A 23,515-nucleotide genomic window follows, 5' to 3' on the forward strand; every position below is an offset into this window, starting at 1 on the left:
TATCAGGAATTTCAGCACTTTTTTCAACCAAAGATCCAAACCCTAGAATGTCGATGAATGCTATAAATTTATTTTTATACATTGCTGAGTGCCCCCTGTAGCTATAACGCTTCAATCAGCTGACGCTTTAGCGGTCGGCTGCATTGATTTGTTAGAAGCTAAAATCTCATCTAGCTCGCCCGGATCACTAAGGTACATTTTGACAAGTTCGTGTGAATTTAGTCCTTTGTTACTTAGCCCTATATCTTCTCTAATAGCTTTGTAAAGGTTGTTCACCGCAGTAAAGATATTCCCGTTGCTTCGCGAGACCTCTTCAAACTCAAGCTGTCTTTTTATTACTTGAGGAGAACCCCACAAGAGCAACTCCGTTTTAAACTCGACAAGATAATTAACCAGCTCTTGGTCGGTCATGCCCTTTTTAGATACATTCTCATTTTGCGCGGCCATTAGACCTGATACAGCATCTAGAAACTTTGTGTATATTTCTACCTTCTTTGGACGGTGTGACTCATCGATATCTCGCTGCTTGGATTGCTTTTGACTGATTATTACCGCGGCGATACCAACAAAAACCGTCGCCATGGCGCCAATTAGCGCTGCTACAACTTCGTTCTGAAGCTTTGCCAGCAACTCGATCAGCTCTAGACCCAGCCAGTACACGCCGTATATCAGCGCCACGAGCATTATGAGCCCAAGGATTACGCTTATTATTTTTTTAAACAATTCCATATACTGATACTCAATTGGCTTCTAATAATTGTATATTGACCTGGCTTGATAACCTGCATTCACACAGATCAAAAAGCGATGATAACACTCTAATTTTACTAAAACTTTCCCAAAATCACGTTTTTCTTGAAAGTGTAGAACACGCATTCTCGATAACCGCCTACTTCGGGCACGGATGTTTTTGAGAGTTGTTCGTAACTTATTGAATAATAAAAAATCATATCTCTGCTCCTACTGCCAACCAAGAGATCCGATGAGGCGACCTCTTTGGTCCATTGAAATGGACCCTACGGCCGGCACGGCATTGCTGGCAGGTACGCTACCGCCCTGATGTTACAGGCCATCATCTCCTGCCAGCACGGTTTCCATATGCGACTATTCTGGACGGGGTGACGGAGGCTGGCAATTGCAAAAAGGCGGATTTGGGATGCAAAACGCGCCGAGTGGCGATTATTTGCACAACTGGATATCGAAGACAGAGTCGCCGCCCTGCCGGCGGCGCTTTTATTGTGGCGGCCTTGGCCGGCCACGACTGCGGGTTAACGCCGGCCCGCTGTCAGTCTCCGGCCGGATCCTGCCCCAGCCAGGCGCGCTCTAGGGCGGCGATATCCAGCTTTTTCATGCCGAGCATCGCCTGGGTCAGGCGCGCCACCTGCTCCGCGCTGCCGTTTTGCAGCAGTTCATCCATGATGGCGGGCACTATCTGCCACGACAGCCCGAACCTGTCCTTGAGCCAGCCGCATTCCACCGCCTGGCCGCCATCGGCGCACAGCCGCTGCCAGTAGTCGTCTATCTCCTGCTGGCTGTCGCACTTCACCATAAAGGAGATGGCCTCGTTAAAGCGGAACAGCGGGCCGGCGCTGATGGCCATAAAGGGCTGCCCCAGCAGCTCGAAGCTCACCACCTCCACCCTGCCCGAGGGGGTGTCGGAGATGGTCACCCGGCTGGTGATGCGGGCATCGTCGAAGATGGTAGTGTAAAACTCGGCAGCCTCCTGCGCCTCGCGGTCGAACCACAGGTGGGGCACTATCTTGTGCTTGAGGGTTGCCATGGCTGCTCTCCTTGCGGGTCCGGCGGCCGGTGCGCCTGGGCCGGGTCACCCCCTCAAGTATAACGGCAGCCTTTGTCGGCGGGGCTAGCGGGTCTGCCAGGATGCCGCCGACAAACGATAAAGGCAGTGCTCGCGCAGGGGCGAGCCCAGCGGCACGGCGGGATGCTCGAAGGTGGCGGCGCCCGCCACCATGCCGAGCCGCTCCATCACCGCCCGGGAACGCAGGTTGTCCAGGGCGGTAAACGACACTATCTCGCCAAGGCCCAGCTGCTCGAAACCGAACGCCAGGCAGGCAGACGCCGCCTCGCTGGCGTAGCCCCACCCCCAGTGTTCCCGGGCCAGGCGCCAGCCAATTTCCACACAGGGCGAACAGGGCAGCTCGGCGGCGGGCACATGCAGGCCCGTAAAGCCCAGAAAAGCCCGGCTTTGCCGGCACTCCAGCGCCCAGAAGCCCCAGCCCCGTTCGGCGATCAGCCCCTCAATGCGATCGGCCAGCGCATCGCTCTGGGCCCGGCTCAGGGGGGCAGGAAAATACCGCATCGCCTCCGGATCCGCGTTCAGGGCAGCGAAGGGCGCCCTGTCTTCGGGCCGCCACTGGCGCAAGCGCAGGCGTTGGGTATGCAGCGAAATGGGATGGTCCATGGTGTTTCCCTGTTCAATGACTGCCCGGCAAGGCCTGCCGACGACCGGGCGAGCAGATGCCGCCCGGTGCGGGCTTTAGGCTTCTTCGGACGAAGGACGGTCCGGGGCAAGGCGGTCCGCCGGCTCGCCCCGGTCGCATTTTTTGCAATTCAGCATCATCCCCAGCATGGCCTGCCGCCCGGCGGCGGTGGTCACCCAGGGCCGGTTGATAAAGGGCGGCTGGTGGCGCACATGCTGAAAATGGCCGCAGCGCAGCTCGGCCACCCAGTGCCCTTCTTCATCCCGGTGGTAACCCGCAATGGCCTGCTCCATGCCGGCGTTAAAACCGCTCGAGCAGGCGCGGGTCGTAGTCGTCCGCGTTCAGCACCAGGCCGTGCCGCCCGGCCAGCTGGTCGAGCTCGGCCTGCTTGGCCGCCAGCTCGTCCATCACCAGGGTATTGTCGTCCAGCTGCCACAGCTGGCGCGAGCCGGCGTAGCTGAACTGCAACGCCAGCATGGCGTTGCGGTCGCCCTGGCGGGCGGCGGCTTCAATGGGGCGCAGCTTGCGGCTGATCTTGTTGAGCTGCTGTTTCAGCTCCCACACATAGACCACCTCGGCCAGAAAGGGATGGTGCCGCAACCGGCTCAGGCCGCCGCCCAGGATAAGGGCGCCGGCCACCACGCCCAGCAGGTTCCAGTGGAAGTGGCCGCCGTCGGGGCTGGGGAAAACGCGGATCAGCAGCTGGGAAATGGCCAGGCTCAGGGCCGCCAGCACCAGGGCGCAGCCCACAAACACCAGGTTGAGGTGGCGGCGGTAACGGGTTTTGTCTATCGGGGTGAGTTTCATAACAGCCTGAAAAATTGGGTGAAAATGGCCGTATTATAAGCACGAAAGCGCCCCCGCCCCAAACCGGGGCGCCTCCCGTTCTTTATTCGAACAGCGGCCGGAAGAAGCTGCGCTCGTAGCTGAGGATGCAGCGGGTGTCTTCCGCGTATCTGAACGCCGCCTGGCAGGCGGGATCCTCCAGCGAGGCGGCCCGGTATTGTTCATACAGCGCCAGGCTGGGAAAGGTGAACAGCGCCAGGGCGACGTTGTTGGCCCCTTCCGACGGCATAAAGTAGCCGTGATGCCGGCCGCCGAACTTCTCGACCAGGGGGATCCACATCCGGCCGTAGTATTCGAATTCCTCCAGCTTGTAGGGATCGATGATATAGCGCAGGTAACAGGTAACCATGGTGTCTCCTTGAAATCCGTTGTTAAGGTGCTGATGTGCCGTCACCACAAGGTGGCGCAGAGCAAACTGTAAATCATGACCATTACACCAGTTCGGGGCGGATGCGCGCCATCATCACCAGATCCTGGTAGCGCCCCGCCTTGAAGGTGGCCAGCCGTTTTACTCCTTCCTGCTCGAACCCCAGGCTGCGATACAGCGCCTGGGCGGGGGCGTTATCCGCCTGCACTTCCAGCTCCAGCCGCACCAGGTTCAGCCAGTGGTCGGCCTGCTCAATGGCCGCCTGCATCAGCCGCCGGCCCACGCCCCGGCCCTGGCTGTTGGGATGCACCGCTATCGCCAGCATGGCGCCGTGCCGCTCCCGCGGCTTGTGGCTAAGGAACAGGGTCAGGTGCCCCACCACCCGCCCCTCTTGCTCCGCTACTAGGGTGTAATGGCCGGGTTGATGAAAGAGCCCGGCCACCTGTTCGCGGCTGAGGTAGGGCAGCTGGGAGGAGTTTTCGGTCACGGCGGTATGGCGGTAGATCTCGAACAGATCGGAATTGTCCGAAAGTTCGCAATGGCGGATGGTAATGGTCAAGGTGGGTCCTTTGTCTTGTTTGAATAACCGGGCCTTTAGCGACGCTGGTTAAAACAGCACGCCTCGGCCCGGAACGGATCAGTGCCGGACAAGCCCCTCCAGCGTGATCTCGTACTCTGCGTTTGCGGCATCGTAGCGTACGCCATAGCTGCTGGGGTAGGCGAAAGCGGGATCATGGACCTCGGGCTGTTTGACCGGGGTCGACACATCCGGGCGGGAGGCCAGGTACTCCAGCGTTACCATCGGCTCCACGAAGACGATGCGCCCGTCGTAGAAACCGTAGATGAAGGTCTGGGTGAACGGCTTTTCCTGGAATTCGTCACTGCCGGGATCGATGGCGTGGGCTCCCATTCTCGGCACCTCGGTACCCGGCGGCAGCACGTAGTCCGCCGGCATATGGGCGGGCTCGGGCGCCTTGAACACCCGCTCCAGATCTTCACCCACGGCGGTGATGGCATTGCGTTGCTCGGCGTCGATCACGTAGAAGTGAAAATCGAAGTGGGGCTTGTCGTAGATGCCCGGGGGGATATGGCCGTGGGGGTTCCAGTCAACGGTAACATGGTCGTAGCCGGTGCCGGCGGCTTCCATGGGCAGGCTCAGCGGGTATTCCCGTTCACCCGTGGCCGGCAGGCCGGACAATGCCGCCTCGCTCAGCCGGATCCCGAGCGTTTGGGCCTGCCCCTGCTCATCCAGTATCACGAAGGTACGCGCCTGCCCCTGGCCGATGTCCACCGGCGGGCCCTCGTAGGTTCCCGCCGGGGAGGAAGCCTCCTGATCAGGCATGGGGCAGCCGGCAAGCAGCGCCGTGCCCAGCGCAAGCAACGCATATCTGTGGCCGCGGCCAACTGGACTGGGTTGTATCATACGGGAGCCCTCTTGTTCTCGTCCTGAATTGCCGGCGCCATAAAGGATGCGCCGGCCCGTTCGACAAGAATGGTGCCGGGGCCGCGTTAGCGCCAGGGCCCGCACCACATTAATGGCTTCCCCTGCCCTCACCGCCCGCGGCGGCGGGCCTTGCAAGCGCTTGGGCCGCGCCGGCCGGGCTCTTTATCCTGTGCTCAGGGGGCTGTTACCAGATAACGCTGCACCACCCCGTAGCCGCCGCTGCCGGCCACTTCCGAGTCGAGCACACCACCATTCGCCACTATCATCCGGGCCGAGGCCCTGTTGGCCTGTTCACAATGCACATGGATCTCCTCCAGCCCCCGCGCCCTCGCCTGGGCAATGGTCAGCCGCAACAGTACCGAGCCCAGCCCCCGGCCACGGTAACCAGGCCGGATACCCAGGCCGATATGCCCGCCCATGTGCCTGATCCGATCATTCAGATAATGGCGCAGGTTGGATACCCCAAGCAGGCTGTTGCCCTGCACCAGCCAATAGGTGGTGCTGGGCACGTAGCCCGCCGGCAGGTTCTTGCCCGTGGCAAAGTCGTTGATCCGCGCCAGCATGGCGGGAAAGTCGCGGTGATCGAAATCCATGGGAAAGGGATAACGTTCTTCGTCCCCGAGTTCGGCGACATAGTCCCGGTAGCTCGCTTCAAACGCCATGCTAGGAGTAATCAGTTGCATCTTTATCATTCTCGAATAATACGGTAGTGGTTCTTGGCCGCCTCCAGGATCCGGCGCCGCTTACCGACGCCAGGCATCAAGCCGCCTGTTCAACCCGCCTTGGGGCAGCTCATGGAGGCCCGCGCATCGCCGTTGAACACAAGATCGATCTGCGGCTTGCCGCCGGTCTTCACGGAAAACTTGCCGCTGGCGTTTGCCATGGTGCCGGTGAAGTGCAGGGCGCCGCCCTCGAACAGGCTGTAGCGCCCGCCCGCGTTGCCCACCGCGTAGCGGCCGTCCGCCCGGATGAGAACATCGGAGCTCCGCCGGCGTGGTAAACGCATAGCCGTTCTGCACTATGATATACAGCGTTTCGTCGCGCGTGAGATGTGACTTGAAGGCGTCTATATCCCGACCAGCGATGGCGGCAGGTGATCCTGGAGGGCTTGATCAAAATCCGGCTTCATAAAAACACCCTGAATAACGGAGCCTCATGGTGCTTCACCTTGTCTGGTGATGAATATCCCTGTATTCTACGCGGCCTTTTTTGCTTTTGGACATCAACATGATCGGATTTGACTACGGTACATCAAACTGTGCTGTCGGTATTATGGAAGGAAATAACCCCAAAATTTTACCTTTAGGTGATCATGGTCGATATATATCGTCAACGTTGTATGCTCCGAGTCGTGATGTCATTGTCAACTGGCTGTGCAAACACTTGCCATTGTCAGAGCAAAAAAACTTTCAGCAGCAACGCCAAAGGCAATTACAAAAAGGACAAGCAGTATTAAGAGAGCTTACATTGGATGGCTGCCCAACTGAATTGTCGTTTGGCCAGCAAGCATTAAACAACTACTTGCAAGAGCCAGATGAAGGTTACTACATAAAGTCACCAAAATCATTCCTTGGCGCCAGCGGTTTAATGCCACAGCAAGTTGAATTGTTTGAAGACATTGTTGCGGCCATGATGAGCAATATAAAAATGCTCACCGAATCAGCACTCGGAAGAACTGTTAGCCAAACGGTTATCGGCCGCCCTGTTAATTTTCAAGGTTTACGTGGTGAAGAAAGTAACCAGCAAGCACTGACAATATTGACCAATGCCGCAAAGCGCGTCGGCTTTAAAGATGTTGAATTTCAATTTGAGCCAGTTGCCGCGGGCTTTGAGTATGAAGCCAGCCTGCATAAGGAAACCAGGGTTCTGGTAGTGGATATTGGCGGCGGCACCACGGATTGCTCAATGTTGTTAATGGGCCCCAAACAAGCCGCTTCACAAGATAGAACCGGTGACCTATTAAGCCACAGTGGCGAGCGTATTGGCGGTAATGATTTTGACATTACCTTTGCGCTTAAAGGTATTATGCCAAGTTTTGGCATGGATACCATGTTGAAAACGGGAAAGTCCATGCCAACCAACAGTTACTGGCAAGCTGTTGCAATTAACAACATTACTCATCAAACCGAATTTTATAGTGCCGCCAATGGCCGTTTTTTACAACAGCTGATCCGTGATGCGGAGCAGCCTCGGTTATTAAGACGCTTGTTAACCGTGCAACAACAAAAATTGAGCTATCGTGTGGTCAACGCCGCAGAGCAGAGCAAAATTGCCTTAACGGATCAAATACAACAGCAAGTAGATTTATCCGACATCGATGACGGACTGACCGTCGACCTGGATAGGGATGGCTTTGCCAAGGCATGCAAGCGCGAACTGAGAGCAATAGCCGCACTAATGGCAGATGCCATTACTCAGGCCAACTGTCAGCCTGATGTGGTATTTGTTACTGGAGGCACAGCTAAATCTCCCATATTAAATCAGTTTTTAAAACAGCAGTTTCAGCATACCCCTATTGTCATAGGTGACCATTTCGGCAGTGTTACCGCCGGCCTGACACGTTGGGCCCGGACTATTTACTCATAATAAAAATAGCCACATTTCAAGGCGATTAAAATTTATCACTCCTGATCGTTAATCGCCTTAAACGTAAGCGCCAAAGAATCAGCACCTGTTTTCCGCACCCTGACCGCGCCACACTGATCCCATCGCAACAGCAACGAGGGATCCGTCATGACCACCCAGCAACGCCAGCTGTACTGGCAGCAACAGTTGGCCGACTGGCACGCTTCTGAACTGTCCGGCGCGGCCTTCTGCAAGCAGTACGCGCTGTCCTACCACCAGTTCAGCTACTGGCGCCGCAAGCTGGCCGGGGACGAACCCGCTCAGCCCGAGGTTCCGCGGCCCATTGCTTGGTAAAGGCATTGGCGGCGATCAGCGAATTGCCATCCTCGGCCAGTTCAAAGACAAAGGTGCCGTTGGCATAGAAATAAATCAAACCGTCTTTAACTTCATAATGACGATTGTTCATCAACCCATTCTGGCCCGCAGCGCCTTATTAGCCATTAAATGCAACGGGTTTAGGGCCGCGATTTTTCTTCCGCACAACAACTGTTCCGGCAATTTTATCGTGCCAGCCTTGCTTACGTCCATCGAAGGCAACCCAAACAAACCCAAGGCCCAGCGGTATCAATGATAAGTAGTACGCAAAGTAGCGCCCGATCAACTGTCCCGCAGTCGCGGCGTTGCCAGTTTTTGCATCAACAATTTTTGCGGACACAGCCATTTTTCCTGGCGTCGCTTGTTTTGCCACCCAGAATAAAATCGCTGCAACAGCGGGAAATACCCAAGACACCAGAAAATCCACTGGGCCTAGAATAAAGCGCTCACTTACCCAATATGATTCACCATAGAACACGATCAGAATCGGCCAAATGATGATCCCGAGCAAAATCGAGTCGATCAAGGATGCGCCAAAGCGCGGCCAGAATCCTACATATTCCAACTCGTCAGATTGCATTTTCTTCTCCTATAGGTTTATGTGGCTAACGTTTGGTTAAGGGGCTGAGAGTCCGATATCACGGCGTGTATTTTTTGAACCTTGACGCATCAGCCCTGGTCTATGACCAGAGGAAAGCGACATACGGGTTGAGTGCTTCACGCAATCTCTTTATGCGTTTATTATACGCGTATTTGAAGGGACGACTTGACGTACTTTTTAACCTTTTTCATGGCCATTTCACGCTTTAAAGGTGAAAGGTAGTCAATAAATAAATTACCCGACAGATGGTCGATTTCATGCTGCATTACGACAGCAAGAAAGTCATCACTCTCAATGGTGATGGGTTTACCCGTACGATCCAAAGCTGATACCACAACAGAAGTATAACGCTCCACATCGGCATAATAATCGGGAACAGAAAGACACCCCTCTTGGCCTAACGCTTTATTCGTACCGCTAACTACTTCTGGATTCACCAGAATCAATGGCTGATCCCGATTATCTGAAAGGTCGATAATAACAACCGCTTCCTTACGGCCAACTTGGGTTGAAGCCAAACCAATGCCGTTGTCGGTCGCATAAAGTGTTTCCAACATATCATCAATCAATGTCTGTACAGAGTGGATATCCTGCACCTTTTCAGCTTTAACTTTAAGCCTTGGGTCTGGTGCAGTAAGAATTTCTAAAACCGCCATATTTACCTTTATTCTCAAGCCTAACGACCGCCGCACGCACGGCTTTGCAATGGAAGCGAAGCCACAATGAAAAAGCCGTTTCGGTGTCTTCGATTGTTATGCATTTGCCGTGATTACGATTGTATTGAACCCTTCATCAGGTGTGGGCGCAACAAAGTACTTTGTAACAAGCTCAAACATCTCTTCCGTATCAGTTTCCGCCCTCTGTGGCTGCTCTGTCCGTCTTTTTGCGATTTGCCCCAAGCAAATCTCATTTGGCTGATCGATGTAAATCAGCTCATGTGGAGCCTGGATTTCTGAGAAAATACTTTTAAACCACTCTCGTTGCGGAATTGTATTTGCCGGAAAGTCCATTACTACATTAGTGCCAGACGCCAAGATAGCCTGAACCAGTTTCTTCATTTGAGGCTTAAGCCGACCAGCATATTCAACGTAATCTTCTAATGTCTTGATGCTATTCGGATAAATTGATGAAAGCCACTCATCTTCTGAGAGAAGCACGGCGTTTCGTTCTTGAGAGATTTCACGAGACTTGGTAGTTTTACCTGCACCCATTTTTCCGCAGAAAAACGTCAATACTCCTTTGTTCATCTCTTACCTCGTATTGGATAACGCCGCTAGCAGGCGCGCCGCCGTTTGGCGTCGCTTGCCTGGCCTTGTTAAATTTTTATAGCGCCATATGCAGAAGCGGATAAGGCTTCCCCTGACCATCTACTGGTGACCGGCCTGTTACCGAAAAGCCAATATGCTGATAAAAACCAAGCGCTTGCTCATTCTGCTCATTCACGTCAACCTTGGTAGCTCCCTGATCTTTGATTGCATTGGCCGCTAACAGAGCACCAACACCTTTGCCGCGCGCATCAGGTGAAATGAACAGCATTTCAATATTGCCATCATGTACACCACAGAATCCCAGTATTTCGCCATTACCGTTTCTAGCGCACCTTAAATCAACGGCGTCAAAGTACTGCTCCAGAATTAACGGCTTTAACTCCTGTAGATCATCTTCGGCCAAAAAATCATGCGTTGCTCTGACTGAGGATTCCCAGATTTCGATTAGCTTAAGGTGGTCTGATTTTTCTACAATCTCAATGTTCATCACTTAACTCAATTAAAAATTTAACATTTTAATACTGCGCATGCGCATATACGCGCCTGCATCCATTTTGGATATAGCCAAAACCCTTTATTATTCAACAAGCTGGCAACTTGTAAATAGAAGCGGTCTGTAAAAAACGCGCAGGTGCATATTTGTTCCGGGGCCTGCGCAGGCGAGGGATAAGGAGGTCGCCCGGGCACGCTACCGCCCGGACGTTACAGGCCGCCACTTCCTGCCACCACAGTTTCATTTGCATCTATTCTGCGACGAAGAAGGCGTCGGGTGCAATTGCAAACAGAAAAAATGGCGGTGCAAAATGCGCAAGTGGTGGTTTTTTATGCGGTCGTTACAGGTTTTGTTTGAACTGGCTGACCGCGTCCACCACCTGGCGGGCGCCCAGCTGAATGGCCTGCATCACCTCGCCCGCGTCGTTGGCCAGCGCCAGCGCCTTTTGGGCCTTGGTCATGCTTTCTTCTATCAAGGCCACGGCGTTTTCGGTCAGTTTTCTGTTTTCGGCCACCACCTGGATGATCTCTTCGGTGGCCGCGCTGGTGCGGGCGGCCAGTTTTCTGACCTCGTCCGCCACCACGGCAAAGCCTCTGCCCTGCTCGCCGGCCCGGGCGGCCTCGATGGCGGCGTTGAGGGCCAGCAGGTTGGTCTGTTCGGCAATGCCGCGAATGCTCGCCACCAGCTCGGCCACGCGCTGGGACTGGGAGTCCAGCTCGAAAATGCCGTTGCTGGCGTTGCCCATTTGCCGGGAGAGTTCATGCATGGTGCCAAGGGTGGCGTCGATCACTTCCATGCCTTTGAGGGTGTTGTCGTCGGTCGATTTGGAAATGTCATAGGCGATGTCCGAGGTTTCGGCCGTGGCCAGCTCCCGGTTGACCTGCTCGGTGATCAGGGTGGCGAATTTCACCACCTTGTAAAGCTCGCCCTCTTCGTCATGAATGGGGTTGTAGGAGGCTTCCAGCCACACCACCCTGCCCTGGCTGTCGAGCCGCCGGAATCGGCCGGACACGAACTCGCCCGCGCGCAAACGCTGCCAAAAATGCCGATAGGCATCGGAGCCGGCTTCGTCCCCATCGCAAAACATGCGGTGGTGTTTGCCCGTTACCTGGCTCAGGCCATAGCCCATGCCCTTTAGAAAATTGTCGTTGGCGTTCAGGATCAGGCCATCCAGGCTGAATTCGATCACCGCCGATGAGCGGTGCAGGGCCGCCAGCATGTCTTCCTGCTCGCGGGAGCGGGAAATGGTTCTGGTCAGCTCGGTCGAGTAGGCCGCCATTTCCGTGGCGCCCTTGCCGTTTCCGCTCCCGGCTTTCGGCTGGATAATGGTTCTGTACCAGACTTCCTGCCCGTTATGGCCCACCAGTTGCAACGCGCCATGCCAGTGCCGCCCCCGGCCAATGGCCTCAAGCATGTGCCGGCAATGGGGCTTGTCCATGGATTTTTTGACGATAATGTCCGTCAGCGGGCGCTGCAACAGCGCGTGCCGGCCATAGCCCAGGGACTCGAACAGCCGGTCGTTGGCGTCAAGCAGCCGGCCTTCCTGGTCGAGGGAAAAGTAGATCATCTCCTCCCGCAAGTCCTGCTGCATGCTGTGGAAGATGCCCAGCTCCGCTTCCAGCTCGTCGATTTTTTGTTGCAGCTTTTTGTTATTAAACATTGTTGTTATCCACGCGAAATTATGGCTACAAAAATAATAATTATCGTTTACAAGGCGCCATTCTAATCTGCCCAAGCAACATAACGCCATGTGGCGCCCATAAAAAAACCGCCTTGCGGCGGTTTTTTTTGGAGCTTGTCGCGATTAGGCGCGAACGAAGTCCAGGTGAGCCAGCTTGGGCTTGTAGGGGTGACGCTGAACGTCTTGCAGCTTCACTTTTACTTCCTGGCCGTTGATCACCAGGGTCAGCACGTCGCTGTAGAAAGCGTCGTTTTGCTGGGCGATGATGGCTTTTTTGTGGTCCAGGGCGATGGCTACCGGCTCTTGGTCGCCGCCGTAAACGATGGCGGGTACTTTGTCTTCATGACGCAGGCGGCGGCTCGCACCTTTCCCCAGGTCTGAACGAACTTCGGCTTCAAATACGAATGACATAATTTTCTCTCTAAGGTTAGTGGCGAAAGCTGCGACCGGCCTTCGCCTGTAAAAAGCGCGCGGATGGTAACACACAGCCCCTAACGGGGCAAGCTGGAAGCTGGAAGGATGATGGTGGAGGATGTGGGCTCTTGCAAGCGCCCCGAGTCGCCAGGCACGACTCGGGATCTTGATGCCCGCCCTCTTCAGGCTTCCAGCTTACGGCTTCCGGCTTGTTACAACCCTTCTATCTGTTGCAGTACCCGCTTGTCCGATACCGGGTAGGGGGTGCCCAGGGTCTGGGCGAAGTAGGACACGCGCAGCTCTTCTATCATCCAGCGCACTTCCTTCACCTCGGGGGCCAGGGGCTTGCCCTTGGGCTGCTTGTTCAGCAGCGCCTGGTAGGCGGTTTGCACCTGCTGGATCTTCAGCAGGTGGGCCCGGTCCCGGTGCGGGTCTATGGCCAGCTTGTCCAGGCGCCGGCTCAAGGCCTCCAGGTAGCGGCTCAGATCTTTCAGCCGCTCGGCGCCGGTGTCGGTAACAAAGCCGCGGAAGATCAGGCCGTCCAGCTGGGCCTGGATGTCCGACATCGCCATGGCCATGGCGAGATCGATCTTGCCCTTCAGCCGCTTCTTGATGGCCTGGGCCCGGCTCAACACCTCTTCCACCTGCAGGGCGATGGCCGCCACAGTAGGGTTGAGCTCGCCGGCCACCTGGTCCTTGAGCGCGGCGAATGCCTCCGGCGTCCAGGCCGGCGCCCCGTACTGGCGCATCAACTGGTGGACACCGGCACGAATGCAGTCGTCCACCAGATCCAGCACCTTGCCGTAGGGGTTGAAATACAGGCCGAGCTTGGCCTTGTTGGGCAACTTGTCCTGCAGGTACTTGATGGGCGACGGCAGTTGCAGCTGCAGCAGCTTGCACTGGCCGTCCCACATGGTGCGGGCCTGGCTGGGCTCGTCCTCGCACAGCTGCAGCGCCACGCTGTCGCCCTGATCACTCAGCGCCGGATAGGCCTTCACCTCGAAGCCGGCGCGTTTGGCGGCAAAGGTCTGCGGAATGGCCCGGGCGGGAAATGCGGTCAGCCCCTCCTGCTCGAAGCGGTCGTCGTCCACCGCCTGGGTCAGGGCGGTCTGCACCTGGCCCTGCAGGGCGAGCTTTATCCGCTCCAGATCCCGGCCGGCGGCCAATGCCTTGCCGTCCGCGTCCAGCACCGCAAAGCGCATGATAAGGTGGGGCGGCAGCGCGCTCCAGTCCCAGTCCTCGCGCGGCACCGTCACCCCGGTCATGCGGCGCAGGTGTTTTTCCATCTGGTCGAGCAGCCGGCCCTCGAAGGGGGTCATGGCCGCCAGCAGCGCCTCGGCGAAGTTGGGCGCCGGCACAAAGTGCTTGCGCATCGGCTTGGGCAGGGACTTGATCAGCGCGATCAGCAGCTCCCGGCGCAGCCCCGGCACCTGCCACTCGAAGGGCTCGGCCGCCACCTGGTTGAGCAGCGGCAGCGGAATGCGCACCGTCACCCCGTCTTCGTCCTTGCCCGGCTCGAACTGGTACTCCAGGGCCAGGTTCAGGCCGTCGTGCTGCCAGGCGTCCGGGTAATCGCGGGTAGTCACCGCCCCTGCCCGCTCGTTCAGCAGCATCTCTTCGGTAAAGTGCAGCCGCTCGGGGTTGTCCTTGCGCGCCTGCTGCCACCACTTGTCGAAGTGGCGGATGGAGACGATGTCCGCCGGCAGCCGCTCGTCGTAAAAGCGGAACAGGGTCTCGTCGTCGATCACCAGGTCCCGGCGGCGGGACTTGTGCTCCAGGGCCTCGGCCTGCTCCAGCAGGGCCCGGTTGTGGTGGAAGAACTCATGGCGGGTGGCCAGTTCCCCCTCCACCAGCGCCTGGCGGATAAACAGCTCGCGGCACAGTTTGGGATCCACTTCGGAATAGTTCACCCGCCGGCGCACCACCACCGGCAGGCCGAACAGGCTCTGGCTCACATAGCCCATCACCGCGCCCTGCTTCTTGGACCAGTAGGGCTCGCTGTAGCTGGACTTGAGCAAATGCGCCCCCGCCTCCTCCAGCCATTGCTGGTCCACCTTGGCGGCGATGCGGCCGTAGAGGCGCTGGGTTTCGGTCAGCTCGGCCACCATCAGCCAGCGCGGCGGCTTCTTGGCCAGGGCCGAACCCGGCACCAGCACGAAGCGGGCGTTGCGCGCGCCCAGGATCTCCTTCTTGTCGCCGTCGCGCATGCCCACCTGGCTCAGCATGCCGGTGAGCAGCGCCCGGTGCAGGCTGTTGTAGTCGGCGGGCTCGCTGTTCAGCGCAAAACCCAGCTCGCGCACCACCAGCCGCAACTGGCTGTAGATGTCCTGCCACTCGCGCACCCGCAGGTAGTTCAAGAATTCCTTGATGCACTGCTTGCGGAACTGGTTGCCGCTCAGCGCCTTTTGCTGCTCCTTGAGGTAGTTCCACAGGTTCAGGTAGGCGACAAAGTCGGAATCGCCGTCGGCGAAGCGGCGGTGCATCTCGGCGGCGGCCTGCTGCTTGTCGAGCGGGCGCTCGCGCGGATCCTGGATGCTGAGCGCGGCGGTGATCACCATCACCTCGGTCACGCAGCCGTGCTCGCGCGCCGCCAGCACCATGCGCGCCAGGCGCGGGTCCACCGGCAGCCGGGCCAGATCCTGGCCCAGGGGGGTGAGCTTGAGGTCGCCCTGCTCGCCGGTGACCGCGCCCAGCTCTTCCAGCAGGCGGATGCCGTCGGAGATGTTCTTTTTGTCGGGCGCCTCCACAAAGGGGAAGGCGGAAATATCGCCCAGCCCCAGGGAGAGCATCTGCAAAATGACCGAGGCCAGGTTGGTGCGCAAAATCTCCGGGTCGGTGAACTCGGGCCGGTTTAAAAAGTCGTCCTCGCCGTAGAGGCGGATGCAGATGCCCGCCTCCACCCGGCCGCAGCGGCCCATGCGCTGGTTGGCGCTGGCCTGGGACACGGGCTCGATGGGCAGGCGCTGTACCTTGGTGCGGTAGGAATAACGGCTGATGCGCGCCGTGCCCGGATCGATCACGTAGCGGATGCCGGGCACGGTGAGCGAGGTTTCCGCCACGTTGGTGGCCAGCACGATGCGCCGGCCCGTGTGGGATTCGAAAATGCGGTTCTGCTCGGCGTTGGACAGCCGTGAATAGAGCGGCACTATTTCGGTGTGGCGCAGCTCGAGCTTGTTCAGGGCGTCGGCGGTGTCGCGAATTTCCCGTTCGCCGTTCATAAAGATGAGGATGTCGCCCGGGCCCTCGCGGGTCAGCTCGGTCACCGCATCGAAAATGCCCTGCAGCTGGTCGCGCTCGCTGTCGTCCTCCACCAGCGGGCGGTAGCGCAGCTCCACCGGGTAGGTGCGGCCGGACACCGAAATGATGGGCGCGCCCTCGAAGTGGTTGGAAAACCGCTCCGGATCTATGGTGGCCGAGGTGATGATCAGCTTGAGATCGGGTCTTTTGGGCAGCAGCTGCTTCAGGTAACCCAGGATAAAGTCGATGTTGAGGCTGCGCTCGTGGGCCTCGTCGATGATGATGGTGTCGTACTGGCGAAGCATCCGGTCCTGCTGGATCTCGGCCAGCAGGATGCCGTCGGTCATCAGCTTGACCTGGGTTTCGCTGCTCACCTGGTCGTTGAAGCGCACCTTGTAGCCGACCCGCTCGCCCAGCTCGCAGCCCAGCTCCTGCGCCAGGCGGCTCGCCACGCTGCGGGCCGCCAGCCGCCGGGGCTGGGTGTGGCCTATGGTGCCCTCGATGCCAAGGCCGAGCTCCAGGCACATCTTGGGGATCTGGGTGGTCTTGCCCGAGCCGGTTTCGCCGGCGATGATCACCACCTGGTGGTCGCGAATGGCGGCCTTGATGGTGTCGCGCTTGTCGCTTACCGGCAGTTGCGGCGGATACTGGATGGGGCTTTGCAGCAACTGTTGCCGGCGGGCCCGCTCGGCCATGGAGGTGGCCACTTCCAGGGCGATGCCCTCCAGTATTTTCTGCCGTTTGGCCTCGGGCAGCTTTTCCAGCCCCTGCAAGCGGCGGCGAAACCGCCCCCGCTGTGCGCCCCGGCACTCTTTCAGCCTTGCCTGCAATTGTTCAACCGACTGCGCCAAACCCAACCCCATTCGCTCATGTTAAAACTGGCGCGCAGTCTAGCAGAAAGCGGGGCGGGAATGGAGCCGTCAGCTCATGGCCTGCAGCAACAGCAGCAGTTCCCCATGACGATGGCAGCCGGTTTTATGGTAGATGGACTGCTGGGTGGTTTTTACGGTTTCCAGGCTGACATGGCGCTGCTCGGCAATCTGCCTGCTGTCGCAGCCCCAGGCCAGCAGGCGAAGATGGGCTTTTTCGGCCCGGCTCAGGGAGAAGAGGCAGGCCAGGCTCTCGATATCCAGCCGGGGCGGCAGGCCGGGATCCTTGATCATCACCAGCCAGTAACGGCTTTCCGGCAGGCGGATCAGGTGCGCCACCTGAAAGGCGCAGGGCATTTTCATCACCTGCTGGCAGCCGTCGTCCAGGCCGTGGATAACGGCCCCGAAGCGGATAACCTCGCCCTTGTCGCCCTGCATCAGCAACTGGCCGGCCTCATCCCGCATCAGGGTCGCCCCCTGCCGCAGCAGGGCCAGGGCACTCTGGTTGGCAAACAGCAACTGGCCGCCTTCGTCCACCATCAGTTGCGGCCGATCCGACAGGTTGGCCCATTGCTCCAGGCAGCGGCTATGGGCGCGCAACCGGCTCAGCTGCCAGAAGTGCAGCTGCCACAGTTGCAGTTGCAGCGCCAGCCAGCGCAACGGGGACGCCAACGGCTCATAATCGCCCTTCAGGGTCACCACCAGGGCACCGCGGCAATGGCTGCCGGGCATATAGAGGGAGCGGAACCAGTGCCGGCTCGTCAGCCGCGTCTGGCAGCGATGCAGCAAGGGATGCAGTGTGCTCAACGGCCGGTAGCCGGTGCCGCCGTCGAAGCAGCGATACTGCTGGGGCTGCTGCCGGCCGAGCTCCGGCGGGGCCAGCACCAGGGTGATCCCCTCGATATCCAGCACCCGGCACAATTCATCGAAGATGGGGCCGTAGGCCTCGTTGCCGGTATGGCAGTGATACAGCCGCGTAAACAACGGCAACAGCATATCCGCATGCTTCATTTCGCTCTCTCCCGCCCATTATTGGTATTTTTATCATCACCAAGCCTAGTCGGGAGGACGATTTTTGACCACGGAGGACGGCCAAGTTCAAGATAACGCGGCACCACCGGGATACAGCATCTCAGCCTCCCCAAACTGCACCAGCACCCTATAAAACAAACTAACTTATTGTTTAAATTGAATTTAAATAATAATAAATCACCATAAACCGTGCCTGCCACCGGCCCCCACCCGCCTGTAAAGGCGAGTTAAACTGCCAAAAATAGACGCTAGAAGGCGTATGTCAGCCAACATCCAAAAAAATTGCAAAATACCGATTGAAAAGGCAACAGCATGGCCGTATATTGTGTTTGCAGCCCACTGTTGAGGAAGGTAAAAAATGAAAGAGTTAGTTGTAACCGTCATTTTTACAGTCTGTGCGGCCTTAATCGCCGTTTCTGCACCTTCCTTGGCACAATTTTAACTGAGCCCGGGAAGACAGGACTGTAAAACACTAAGAAATAACAATATTTCCTGTTAATAAAAAAGGCGCCTTTCGAGGCGCCTTTTTATTTTCTCCAGTTTGACCTTACATCGGCGCCACGCTCATGTTGCTGCCGGAGCCGATCATCCGCACCCGCTGGCCCGATTGCCAGGTACGATCGGCCTTTTGTACCACCACCAGGTGCTCGCCGCTGTCGGTACGGATCTCCAGCTCTACCGCGCTGACCTGGCTGACCTTGTCCTCGACCCGCGAGCCCACCATGGCGCCGGCAATGGCGCCGGCCGCGGTGGCCAGTGAACGACCGGTGCCGCCCCCCACCTGGCTGCCCAGCACACCGCCGACCACGCCGCCACCCACGGTGCCGATCAGGTTGGGGTTTTCTTCACCGGCCTGAATGGTGACCGGCCGCACCGATACCACGGTGCCGTAGGTCACGCTTTGCGCCTGCTTGGCGGTTCTGCCGCTGTATACGTCGCCGGAATACACATCGGGATTGGCACAGCCCGCCAGGCTGAGCGCCCCCGCCACTGTGATGATGGATAGTGCTTTCAGTTTCATCAGTTCCCCCCTGTTGAACTTAAAGGAATTCATTATTTTGTGGGTTGCTGAGAGTATAGACCCGCTGTTTCCACGGCTGGTTTCATTCGCTGACGGCGCCAGCCGCTACCGCCAGTGTACCCCGTGATGATTTATAAGGAAAAAACACGCGCAGAAAGGCGTCAGGAAATGGCGGAACCGGCCTGTTCCCCGATGATGTCATGGCCTCCCCCCGTTTGCGGCAGCGGAGGCCATGGCATCATCAGGCACCGCCAAACAGGATATGCCACCAACTGACCCGGCGTTCCTTGTGGTATTGCTTGCGCAGTTCATCCACCTGCTGCAGCCGTTGCTGGGCCAGGGCGTGATCGTTGGCCAGGGCCGCCTGTTCGGCAGCGTTGATGGCAGCCAGCACCTCGCGCAGGCCCTGCCGATAGAGGTCGGCCTTATCCGCCGGAAACGGCGCCTGTTTCGCGGTTTCGGTCAGTTCCGCCAGCTCCGCCAGGCGAGGCAGGAGGCTGTCGATATCCTCGGCCCGGTGCGCCTGCTTGTAGGCCAGCCCCATATTCTTCATGGTGGTTTCCAGATTGACCACGGGGCTGGCCTGCACCCCGGAAAGGGGGGCAGCCACCAGTAAACCGGCCAGCATACAACGGGATAAAGTAGACAAATAACGCATCGGCATACCTGTGTTGCTTGAAATGAAGGGCAACTATAGCCGATCCGCCAGGCGGGATGAATGAAAAGGGGCCACTGCTGGCCCCTCCTTGATCAGGCGGCGTCGCCCAGGGGCTTGTCCAGCACCAGGCGCACCAGCAGCAGCCACAGGGCCCAGCCCGCCACCAGCAGTATGATAAAGAGGAAAAGACCGGACTGGAATTTTTCCAGCATCATGCCCGCTATCATGGGCCCGGTGAGCGAGCCGATGCTGTAGGCGAACATCAGCTTTTGGGTCATCTTCACCAAGGCCCGGCCGTGCATCTTGCCGCAGGCGTAGGACATGGTGGTGGGATAGAGGGTGAACACCCCCGCCCCCAGCAGCGCAAAGGCCAGGATCAGCACGCCGTCGCCGCCGAACTCCCACAGCAACAGGCAGCCGGCGCCTATCATCAGGGTCTGCGCCGCCATCATGGTGCGCTTGCCCAGGCGATCGGCCAGGCTGCCGTTGGGCAGCTGGAAGGCCATGCCGCAGAGGATGAGCCAGGCCATGTAGAGGCCGATTTCATCGCCCCGGGCCAGTTGCTGCAGCTGGATGGGCATCAGCGCATAGAGGGCGCCCAGCAGCATGCCGGCCACCAGGCAGCCCGCCAGGCCCAGGGCCCGGTCGGCCCGGGGCGGCTTGCCGCTGTTGGCATTGGCACCACCCTCGGCGCTCAGATCCGGGCGCCTCGCCCACAGCAGGGGCAGCAAGGCCAGGCCGCACAGGGCAGTGGCCAGCCAGAAACCGCCATGACCGGCGGTGGGGATCCAGTCGATGAACAGCTGGCTGATGCCGTAGCTGAAGTAATAGATAAGCATGTAGCGGGCCATGGCGCTGGAGCGGCGATGCAGCGGCGCCACCCCCAGTACCCAGCTTTCCACCGCCACGAAACTCACCGCCGCCGCCATGCCCGCCACCATGCGCAGCGCCAGCCACAGGGGCAGCAGGCTGGTCCAGGTGAGGGCCACCGCCGCCAGGGCCAGGGTAATGCTGCAGAGGATCAGGGCGCGCACATGGCCCAGGCGCTGGATCAGCTTGTCGGCAAAAAAGCTGGCACCCAGCATGCCGAGGTAGAAGGCGGAGCCCACCAGGCCGATCTGCGCCGCCGGTGCCCCCAGATCATTCAGGTACACGGCCACCAGGGTCACCAGGAAGGCGTTGCCCAGGGTCAGCAGGATCAAATGGGTGTACAGGGGGATTAAATGCATGGCGCCTCCGAATTTTGAGGCGCGCATTCTAGGTGGGGCTAAATGGCAAGTACAACGAGAAAAATTTGTGAGTTAGCGCAAAAATTTCATGTTTAACCAATGTTACCGGAAATATGCCAGATAATACCCTGGCCAAGGGTCAGGGCACCGATCATCAGCAAGGCGGCAACCGCGATCACCGGCGGTTTGGTCTGCTCTTTTCGTAGCAGCGGCGCGAACCACACCAGGGCACCGATCAGCACGGCACCGCTCACCTGCACGAAGGGCATGACCAGCGGCTGCAGTTGCTGCTGGTCGACCCCGGCGGCCCGCACCAGCAGGGCCAGCAACCACAAGATGCCGAATACCGAGCCCGCCAGCGGCAGCAGGGTGTTGAAGGCCTGCAGCCGGTGTTTGGCGCGTACCATGATCAGGTGGGCAAAGACGCAACCGCCGGTACCGGCGGCCAGCAGCGCCCACACCGGCCCCATCCGCCAGCCGAGCCAGAGGCCATACAATAGGGCCAGGCCCAGGGCCGGATAGTGCCAGCTCAGCCCCAGGCTGCGCTTGCCCTGGAGCCGGGCCTGATACAGCACGCTGCCCAGCCCCGCCGCCAGGGCCAGGCCGCCCAGCCACAGCAGGGGCCGGGGCGCGCCGGCTTCCACCCCCAGCATCAGCGCCAGGCCGAATACCGCCCAGGTCGACAGCAGGCCGTCACTGATCCGCCGCCGCTGGCCCGGGCACAGATCCCCGTTGCGCAATACCCAAAGCAGCAGGCCCAGCGCCGCGATGGCGGTCAGTGCCAGAGGCGCAAACAGCCGCGCCGGCAACAGTTCAGTCATCAGTATTCTCTCCTTCGATTAAAACCGCGCTAGTTTACCGTTGTCGGCGGGCAAGCGCGACTATGCGGGCAAACATCCGCCGTAATTCCACCGGCACCAGCTGCGGGCCCTGCAATTCGATGGACTCCACCACCGCCAGCGCCATGCCCGGCTTGCTGCGCCGGCTCAGGGCCCGTTCGATGATGCGCGAGGCCGGGGTGTGTTTGTCGTGAATTTGCGCCTCTTGCCGGAACACCGGCTCCAGGCCGTTATAAAACAGATAATGCTCGATGTCGGAACGGGGCAGCACCGTCAGGTGATCCGTTTCCCGCTCGCCGCGCAGCATGCTGCGCACGCCCTGGGCATACTTCTGCCCGGCCTCGTCACCGTCGGTCAGCAGGTGCCAGCCGATGCCGAAGTCGCGCGCCACCTTGATCAGCGGGCTGTGGCCGCACTGGGCGAACTCGATGATGCGGATGCCCTCGGCGGGCAGCACGTAACCGCAGATCCGCGCCAGTTCAGACAGCAGCCAGATCTCGGTTTCGCCCTCCACCAGCAGCCAGTAGCGGGCGAACAGCGACATGGGTCTGTTGATGCGCACATGGAAGGCGATGCGGCGCATGTCCTCCCCGCTGTATTTCTCGTTACCGATATGGAAACTGCGGGTTTCATGCTCCACCCGCACCAGCCGGCGCAGGTGATTGAGCGGAAAGGCGGAGAGCAGATCGCCGGAATTGGTGGTCACCAGCTTCTGGCCGGGAAACCGCTCCAAAATCCCCCAGGTGACCGCCAGCATGGTGGGATGCAGCCGGCTTTCCGGATCCTCTATCAGCAGCAGCGGGCGGGAACCGACCTCGATGGGGCGGCCTCCCCGCGCCTGCAGTATGGTGCGGGCCACGGCCGAGAGCGCCAGCGACAGCCCGCTTTCCTCGCCCATCGGCTGCCAGTCGTTGAGCTTGCCCAACTGGCTCAGGGTCACCGGGTGCACGGCGATGTCCTTGGCCCGGCGCGGTGCCCGGCTGGTGGCGCCCTGGGGGGTAAAGTAGTGTTCGAACAGCTGGCGCACCGCATCCAGCCCGGCCTTGATGTCTTGCTGGCTCAGCTCTTCTTCTTCCGCCAGTTGCTCGCTCAGGCGGGTCAGCAGTTGCTCGTAGTCGCCGTTCAGGTTGACGATGGGCAGGTCTTCGGGCGCGCCACGAGAGTCGCGCAGGCGGAACACCGGGTTCATTTCAATCAGGTAATGGGCCAGCTGGGCGGCATTGTCCAGCTCGATGGGGATGCCGGCGGCGTCGACGAAGTCGTGCTCGCTCACCACGCCCTGCGCGGTTCGCCTGGCCCGGGCGCGGTAATGCACCCGGTGGTAATTGTCCCTGTGCCTGACCCACACCGGTTCGAGCCGGCCCAGCCGGGCGGAATGCTCGCTGATGCCGGGCCTGTGCTCGCGGTAGCTGAGCACTATCTGCAGTTCGTCGGCGGTGGTGTTCTGCTCGGTGCGGTAGAAGTCGTCTTCCACGAACTGGTAGCAGCAGGCCCCCTGCCCCAGCAGCCGCCACAGGGCCCGGAACAGGCTGGTTTTGCCCCAGGAGTTTTCCCCCATCAGGGCCGTGCTCTGATCCAGGTGCAGTGACATCTGGTTGAGGCCCATGAAATTGCGGATTTGAATATGTTCAAGGTACATGTGCGATATCCGTTGGGGAAAGGAGCTGGCGGTCAGCTGCGATAGAGCACCTTGATCAGATGATAGCCGAAACGGGTTTTCACCGGTCCCTGCACCTTGAGCTCGGGGCCGCCGAACACCGCCTTGTCGAAAGGCCCGACCATGTCGCCCTTGTTGAATTCGCCCAGGTCGCCGCCGCGCTTGCCGGACGGGCAGATGGAGTGCTTCTTGGCCAGCTTGCCGAAGTCGGCGCCCTTGTCCAGTTGTTGCTTGAGCGCCAGGCACTCGGCTTCGGTTTTAACCAGTATGTGCAGGGCACAGGCTCGCTTTGCCATTGAAGAAGTCCGGATAAATAAGGAAACAAAGGGCAAGTGTGCCAAAAACCGGGGATGGGGGGAAGCCGGAAGCCGGAAGCTGGAAGCTGGAAGCCTGACTCTTAGTCACAAGTCGAGTCCTTTGAGCAACTCATAGGACTCGACGTAATGCATCAGTGTGAGCCAACCGTCCCACAGCGCCT

At 59.0% G+C, this 23,515-nt stretch carries 26 protein-coding genes; 2 read left to right on the plus strand and 24 right to left on the minus strand.

What is annotated here, in order from left to right; translation table 11 throughout:
- Window positions 1–111 precede the first annotated feature (111 nt).
- From JKV55_RS18990 to JKV55_RS19035, 10 genes are all read right to left on the minus strand, one after another.
- Window positions 112–729, minus strand: a complete 618-nt coding sequence (locus JKV55_RS18990) for a hypothetical protein (protein WP_202088656.1) — start codon at window positions 727–729, stop codon at window positions 112–114.
- 556 nt (window positions 730–1,285) lie between these two features.
- Window positions 1,286–1,780 (minus strand): VOC family protein, encoded by a 495-nt coding sequence (locus JKV55_RS18995; RefSeq protein ID WP_202088658.1) that lies wholly within the window; start codon window positions 1,778–1,780, stop codon window positions 1,286–1,288.
- A gap of 84 nt (window positions 1,781–1,864) precedes the next feature.
- Window positions 1,865–2,422, minus strand: a complete 558-nt coding sequence (locus JKV55_RS19000; RefSeq protein ID WP_202088660.1) for a GNAT family N-acetyltransferase — start codon at window positions 2,420–2,422, stop codon at window positions 1,865–1,867.
- Between the two features lie 75 nt (window positions 2,423–2,497).
- Window positions 2,498–2,734, minus strand: coding sequence for a DUF3565 domain-containing protein (locus tag JKV55_RS19005; RefSeq protein WP_237333008.1), 237 nt, complete (start codon window positions 2,732–2,734; stop codon window positions 2,498–2,500).
- A gap of 7 nt (window positions 2,735–2,741) precedes the next feature.
- Window positions 2,742–3,248: a DUF3087 domain-containing protein gene (locus JKV55_RS19010; RefSeq protein WP_202088662.1), complete on the minus strand. Its 507-nt coding sequence runs from the start codon at window positions 3,246–3,248 to the stop codon at window positions 2,742–2,744.
- A gap of 82 nt (window positions 3,249–3,330) precedes the next feature.
- Window positions 3,331–3,636: an NIPSNAP family protein gene (locus JKV55_RS19015; protein ID WP_202088664.1), complete on the minus strand. Its 306-nt coding sequence runs from the start codon at window positions 3,634–3,636 to the stop codon at window positions 3,331–3,333.
- Window positions 3,637–3,718: 82 nt separating this feature from the next.
- Window positions 3,719–4,213: a GNAT family N-acetyltransferase gene (locus JKV55_RS19020; protein ID WP_202088666.1), complete on the minus strand. Its 495-nt coding sequence runs from the start codon at window positions 4,211–4,213 to the stop codon at window positions 3,719–3,721.
- Window positions 4,214–4,291: 78 nt separating this feature from the next.
- Window positions 4,292–5,077, minus strand: a complete 786-nt coding sequence (locus tag JKV55_RS19025; RefSeq protein ID WP_202088668.1) for a DUF5602 domain-containing protein — start codon at window positions 5,075–5,077, stop codon at window positions 4,292–4,294.
- Between the two features lie 194 nt (window positions 5,078–5,271).
- The gene (locus JKV55_RS19030; RefSeq protein ID WP_202088670.1) at window positions 5,272–5,760 is read right to left on the minus strand and encodes a GNAT family N-acetyltransferase; all 489 of its coding nucleotides are present in this window, start codon (window positions 5,758–5,760) and stop codon (window positions 5,272–5,274) included.
- Window positions 5,761–5,870: 110 nt separating this feature from the next.
- Entirely contained in the window at window positions 5,871–6,104 is a 234-nt protein-coding gene (locus tag JKV55_RS19035; protein ID WP_202088672.1) for a hypothetical protein, read from the minus strand.
- A gap of 221 nt (window positions 6,105–6,325) precedes the next feature.
- On the opposite strand from JKV55_RS19035, the gene yegD reads away from it, so the two are divergent.
- The gene (yegD, locus tag JKV55_RS19040; protein WP_202088674.1) at window positions 6,326–7,684 is read left to right on the plus strand and encodes a molecular chaperone; all 1,359 of its coding nucleotides are present in this window, start codon (window positions 6,326–6,328) and stop codon (window positions 7,682–7,684) included.
- Between the two features lie 147 nt (window positions 7,685–7,831).
- The gene (gene tnpA / locus JKV55_RS19045; protein ID WP_202088677.1) at window positions 7,832–8,017 is read left to right on the plus strand and encodes an IS66 family insertion sequence element accessory protein TnpA; all 186 of its coding nucleotides are present in this window, start codon (window positions 7,832–7,834) and stop codon (window positions 8,015–8,017) included.
- Window positions 8,018–8,156: 139 nt separating this feature from the next.
- On the opposite strand, the gene JKV55_RS19050 is transcribed toward tnpA, so the two are convergent.
- The 14 genes from JKV55_RS19050 to ppiC form a co-directional block, all read right to left on the minus strand.
- Window positions 8,157–8,618: an RDD family protein gene (locus JKV55_RS19050; RefSeq protein WP_202088679.1), complete on the minus strand. Its 462-nt coding sequence runs from the start codon at window positions 8,616–8,618 to the stop codon at window positions 8,157–8,159.
- A gap of 161 nt (window positions 8,619–8,779) precedes the next feature.
- A complete protein-coding gene (gene def, locus JKV55_RS19055; RefSeq protein ID WP_202088681.1) occupies window positions 8,780–9,295 on the minus strand; it encodes a peptide deformylase in 516 nt (171 codons plus the stop codon).
- Window positions 9,296–9,391: 96 nt separating this feature from the next.
- Complete coding sequence (locus tag JKV55_RS19060) at window positions 9,392–9,886, minus strand: P-loop nucleotide/nucleoside kinase family protein (RefSeq protein ID WP_202088683.1); 495 nt, start codon at window positions 9,884–9,886, stop codon at window positions 9,392–9,394.
- A 76-nt stretch (window positions 9,887–9,962) separates the two neighbouring features.
- Window positions 9,963–10,394 (minus strand): acetyltransferase, encoded by a 432-nt coding sequence (locus JKV55_RS19065; protein WP_202088685.1) that lies wholly within the window; start codon window positions 10,392–10,394, stop codon window positions 9,963–9,965.
- 346 nt (window positions 10,395–10,740) lie between these two features.
- Window positions 10,741–12,060 (minus strand): methyl-accepting chemotaxis protein, encoded by a 1,320-nt coding sequence (locus tag JKV55_RS19070; RefSeq protein ID WP_202088687.1) that lies wholly within the window; start codon window positions 12,058–12,060, stop codon window positions 10,741–10,743.
- Between the two features lie 144 nt (window positions 12,061–12,204).
- Window positions 12,205–12,492, minus strand: coding sequence for a 50S ribosomal protein L25 (gene rplY / locus JKV55_RS19075; protein WP_202088689.1), 288 nt, complete (start codon window positions 12,490–12,492; stop codon window positions 12,205–12,207).
- A gap of 215 nt (window positions 12,493–12,707) precedes the next feature.
- The gene (gene hrpA / locus JKV55_RS19080) at window positions 12,708–16,583 is read right to left on the minus strand and encodes an ATP-dependent RNA helicase HrpA (protein ID WP_202088691.1); all 3,876 of its coding nucleotides are present in this window, start codon (window positions 16,581–16,583) and stop codon (window positions 12,708–12,710) included.
- Between the two features lie 69 nt (window positions 16,584–16,652).
- The gene (locus JKV55_RS19085; protein ID WP_202088693.1) at window positions 16,653–17,612 is read right to left on the minus strand and encodes a helix-turn-helix transcriptional regulator; all 960 of its coding nucleotides are present in this window, start codon (window positions 17,610–17,612) and stop codon (window positions 16,653–16,655) included.
- A 568-nt stretch (window positions 17,613–18,180) separates the two neighbouring features.
- The gene (locus JKV55_RS19090; protein WP_202088695.1) at window positions 18,181–18,654 is read right to left on the minus strand and encodes an outer membrane lipoprotein; all 474 of its coding nucleotides are present in this window, start codon (window positions 18,652–18,654) and stop codon (window positions 18,181–18,183) included.
- Window positions 18,655–18,895: 241 nt separating this feature from the next.
- Window positions 18,896–19,264 carry a cytochrome b562 gene (locus tag JKV55_RS19095; RefSeq protein WP_202088697.1) on the minus strand — a complete coding sequence of 123 codons (369 nt, stop codon included), beginning with the start codon at window positions 19,262–19,264 and terminating at the stop codon, window positions 18,896–18,898.
- A 140-nt stretch (window positions 19,265–19,404) separates the two neighbouring features.
- Window positions 19,405–20,541 carry an MFS transporter gene (locus JKV55_RS19100; RefSeq protein WP_202088699.1) on the minus strand — a complete coding sequence of 379 codons (1,137 nt, stop codon included), beginning with the start codon at window positions 20,539–20,541 and terminating at the stop codon, window positions 19,405–19,407.
- Window positions 20,542–20,633: 92 nt separating this feature from the next.
- Window positions 20,634–21,362: an HI_1241 family integral membrane domain gene (locus JKV55_RS19105; protein ID WP_202088701.1), complete on the minus strand. Its 729-nt coding sequence runs from the start codon at window positions 21,360–21,362 to the stop codon at window positions 20,634–20,636.
- Between the two features lie 34 nt (window positions 21,363–21,396).
- Window positions 21,397–23,019 (minus strand): DUF2813 domain-containing protein, encoded by a 1,623-nt coding sequence (locus JKV55_RS19110; RefSeq protein ID WP_202088703.1) that lies wholly within the window; start codon window positions 23,017–23,019, stop codon window positions 21,397–21,399.
- Between the two features lie 32 nt (window positions 23,020–23,051).
- Complete coding sequence (ppiC, locus tag JKV55_RS19115; RefSeq protein WP_202088705.1) at window positions 23,052–23,333, minus strand: peptidylprolyl isomerase PpiC; 282 nt, start codon at window positions 23,331–23,333, stop codon at window positions 23,052–23,054.
- Window positions 23,334–23,515: the final 182 nt, after the last annotated feature.

The sequence above is a fragment of the Zobellella iuensis genome, assembly GCF_016746085.1.
Classification (GTDB): Bacteria; Pseudomonadota; Gammaproteobacteria; order Enterobacterales; family Aeromonadaceae; genus Oceanimonas; species Oceanimonas iuensis.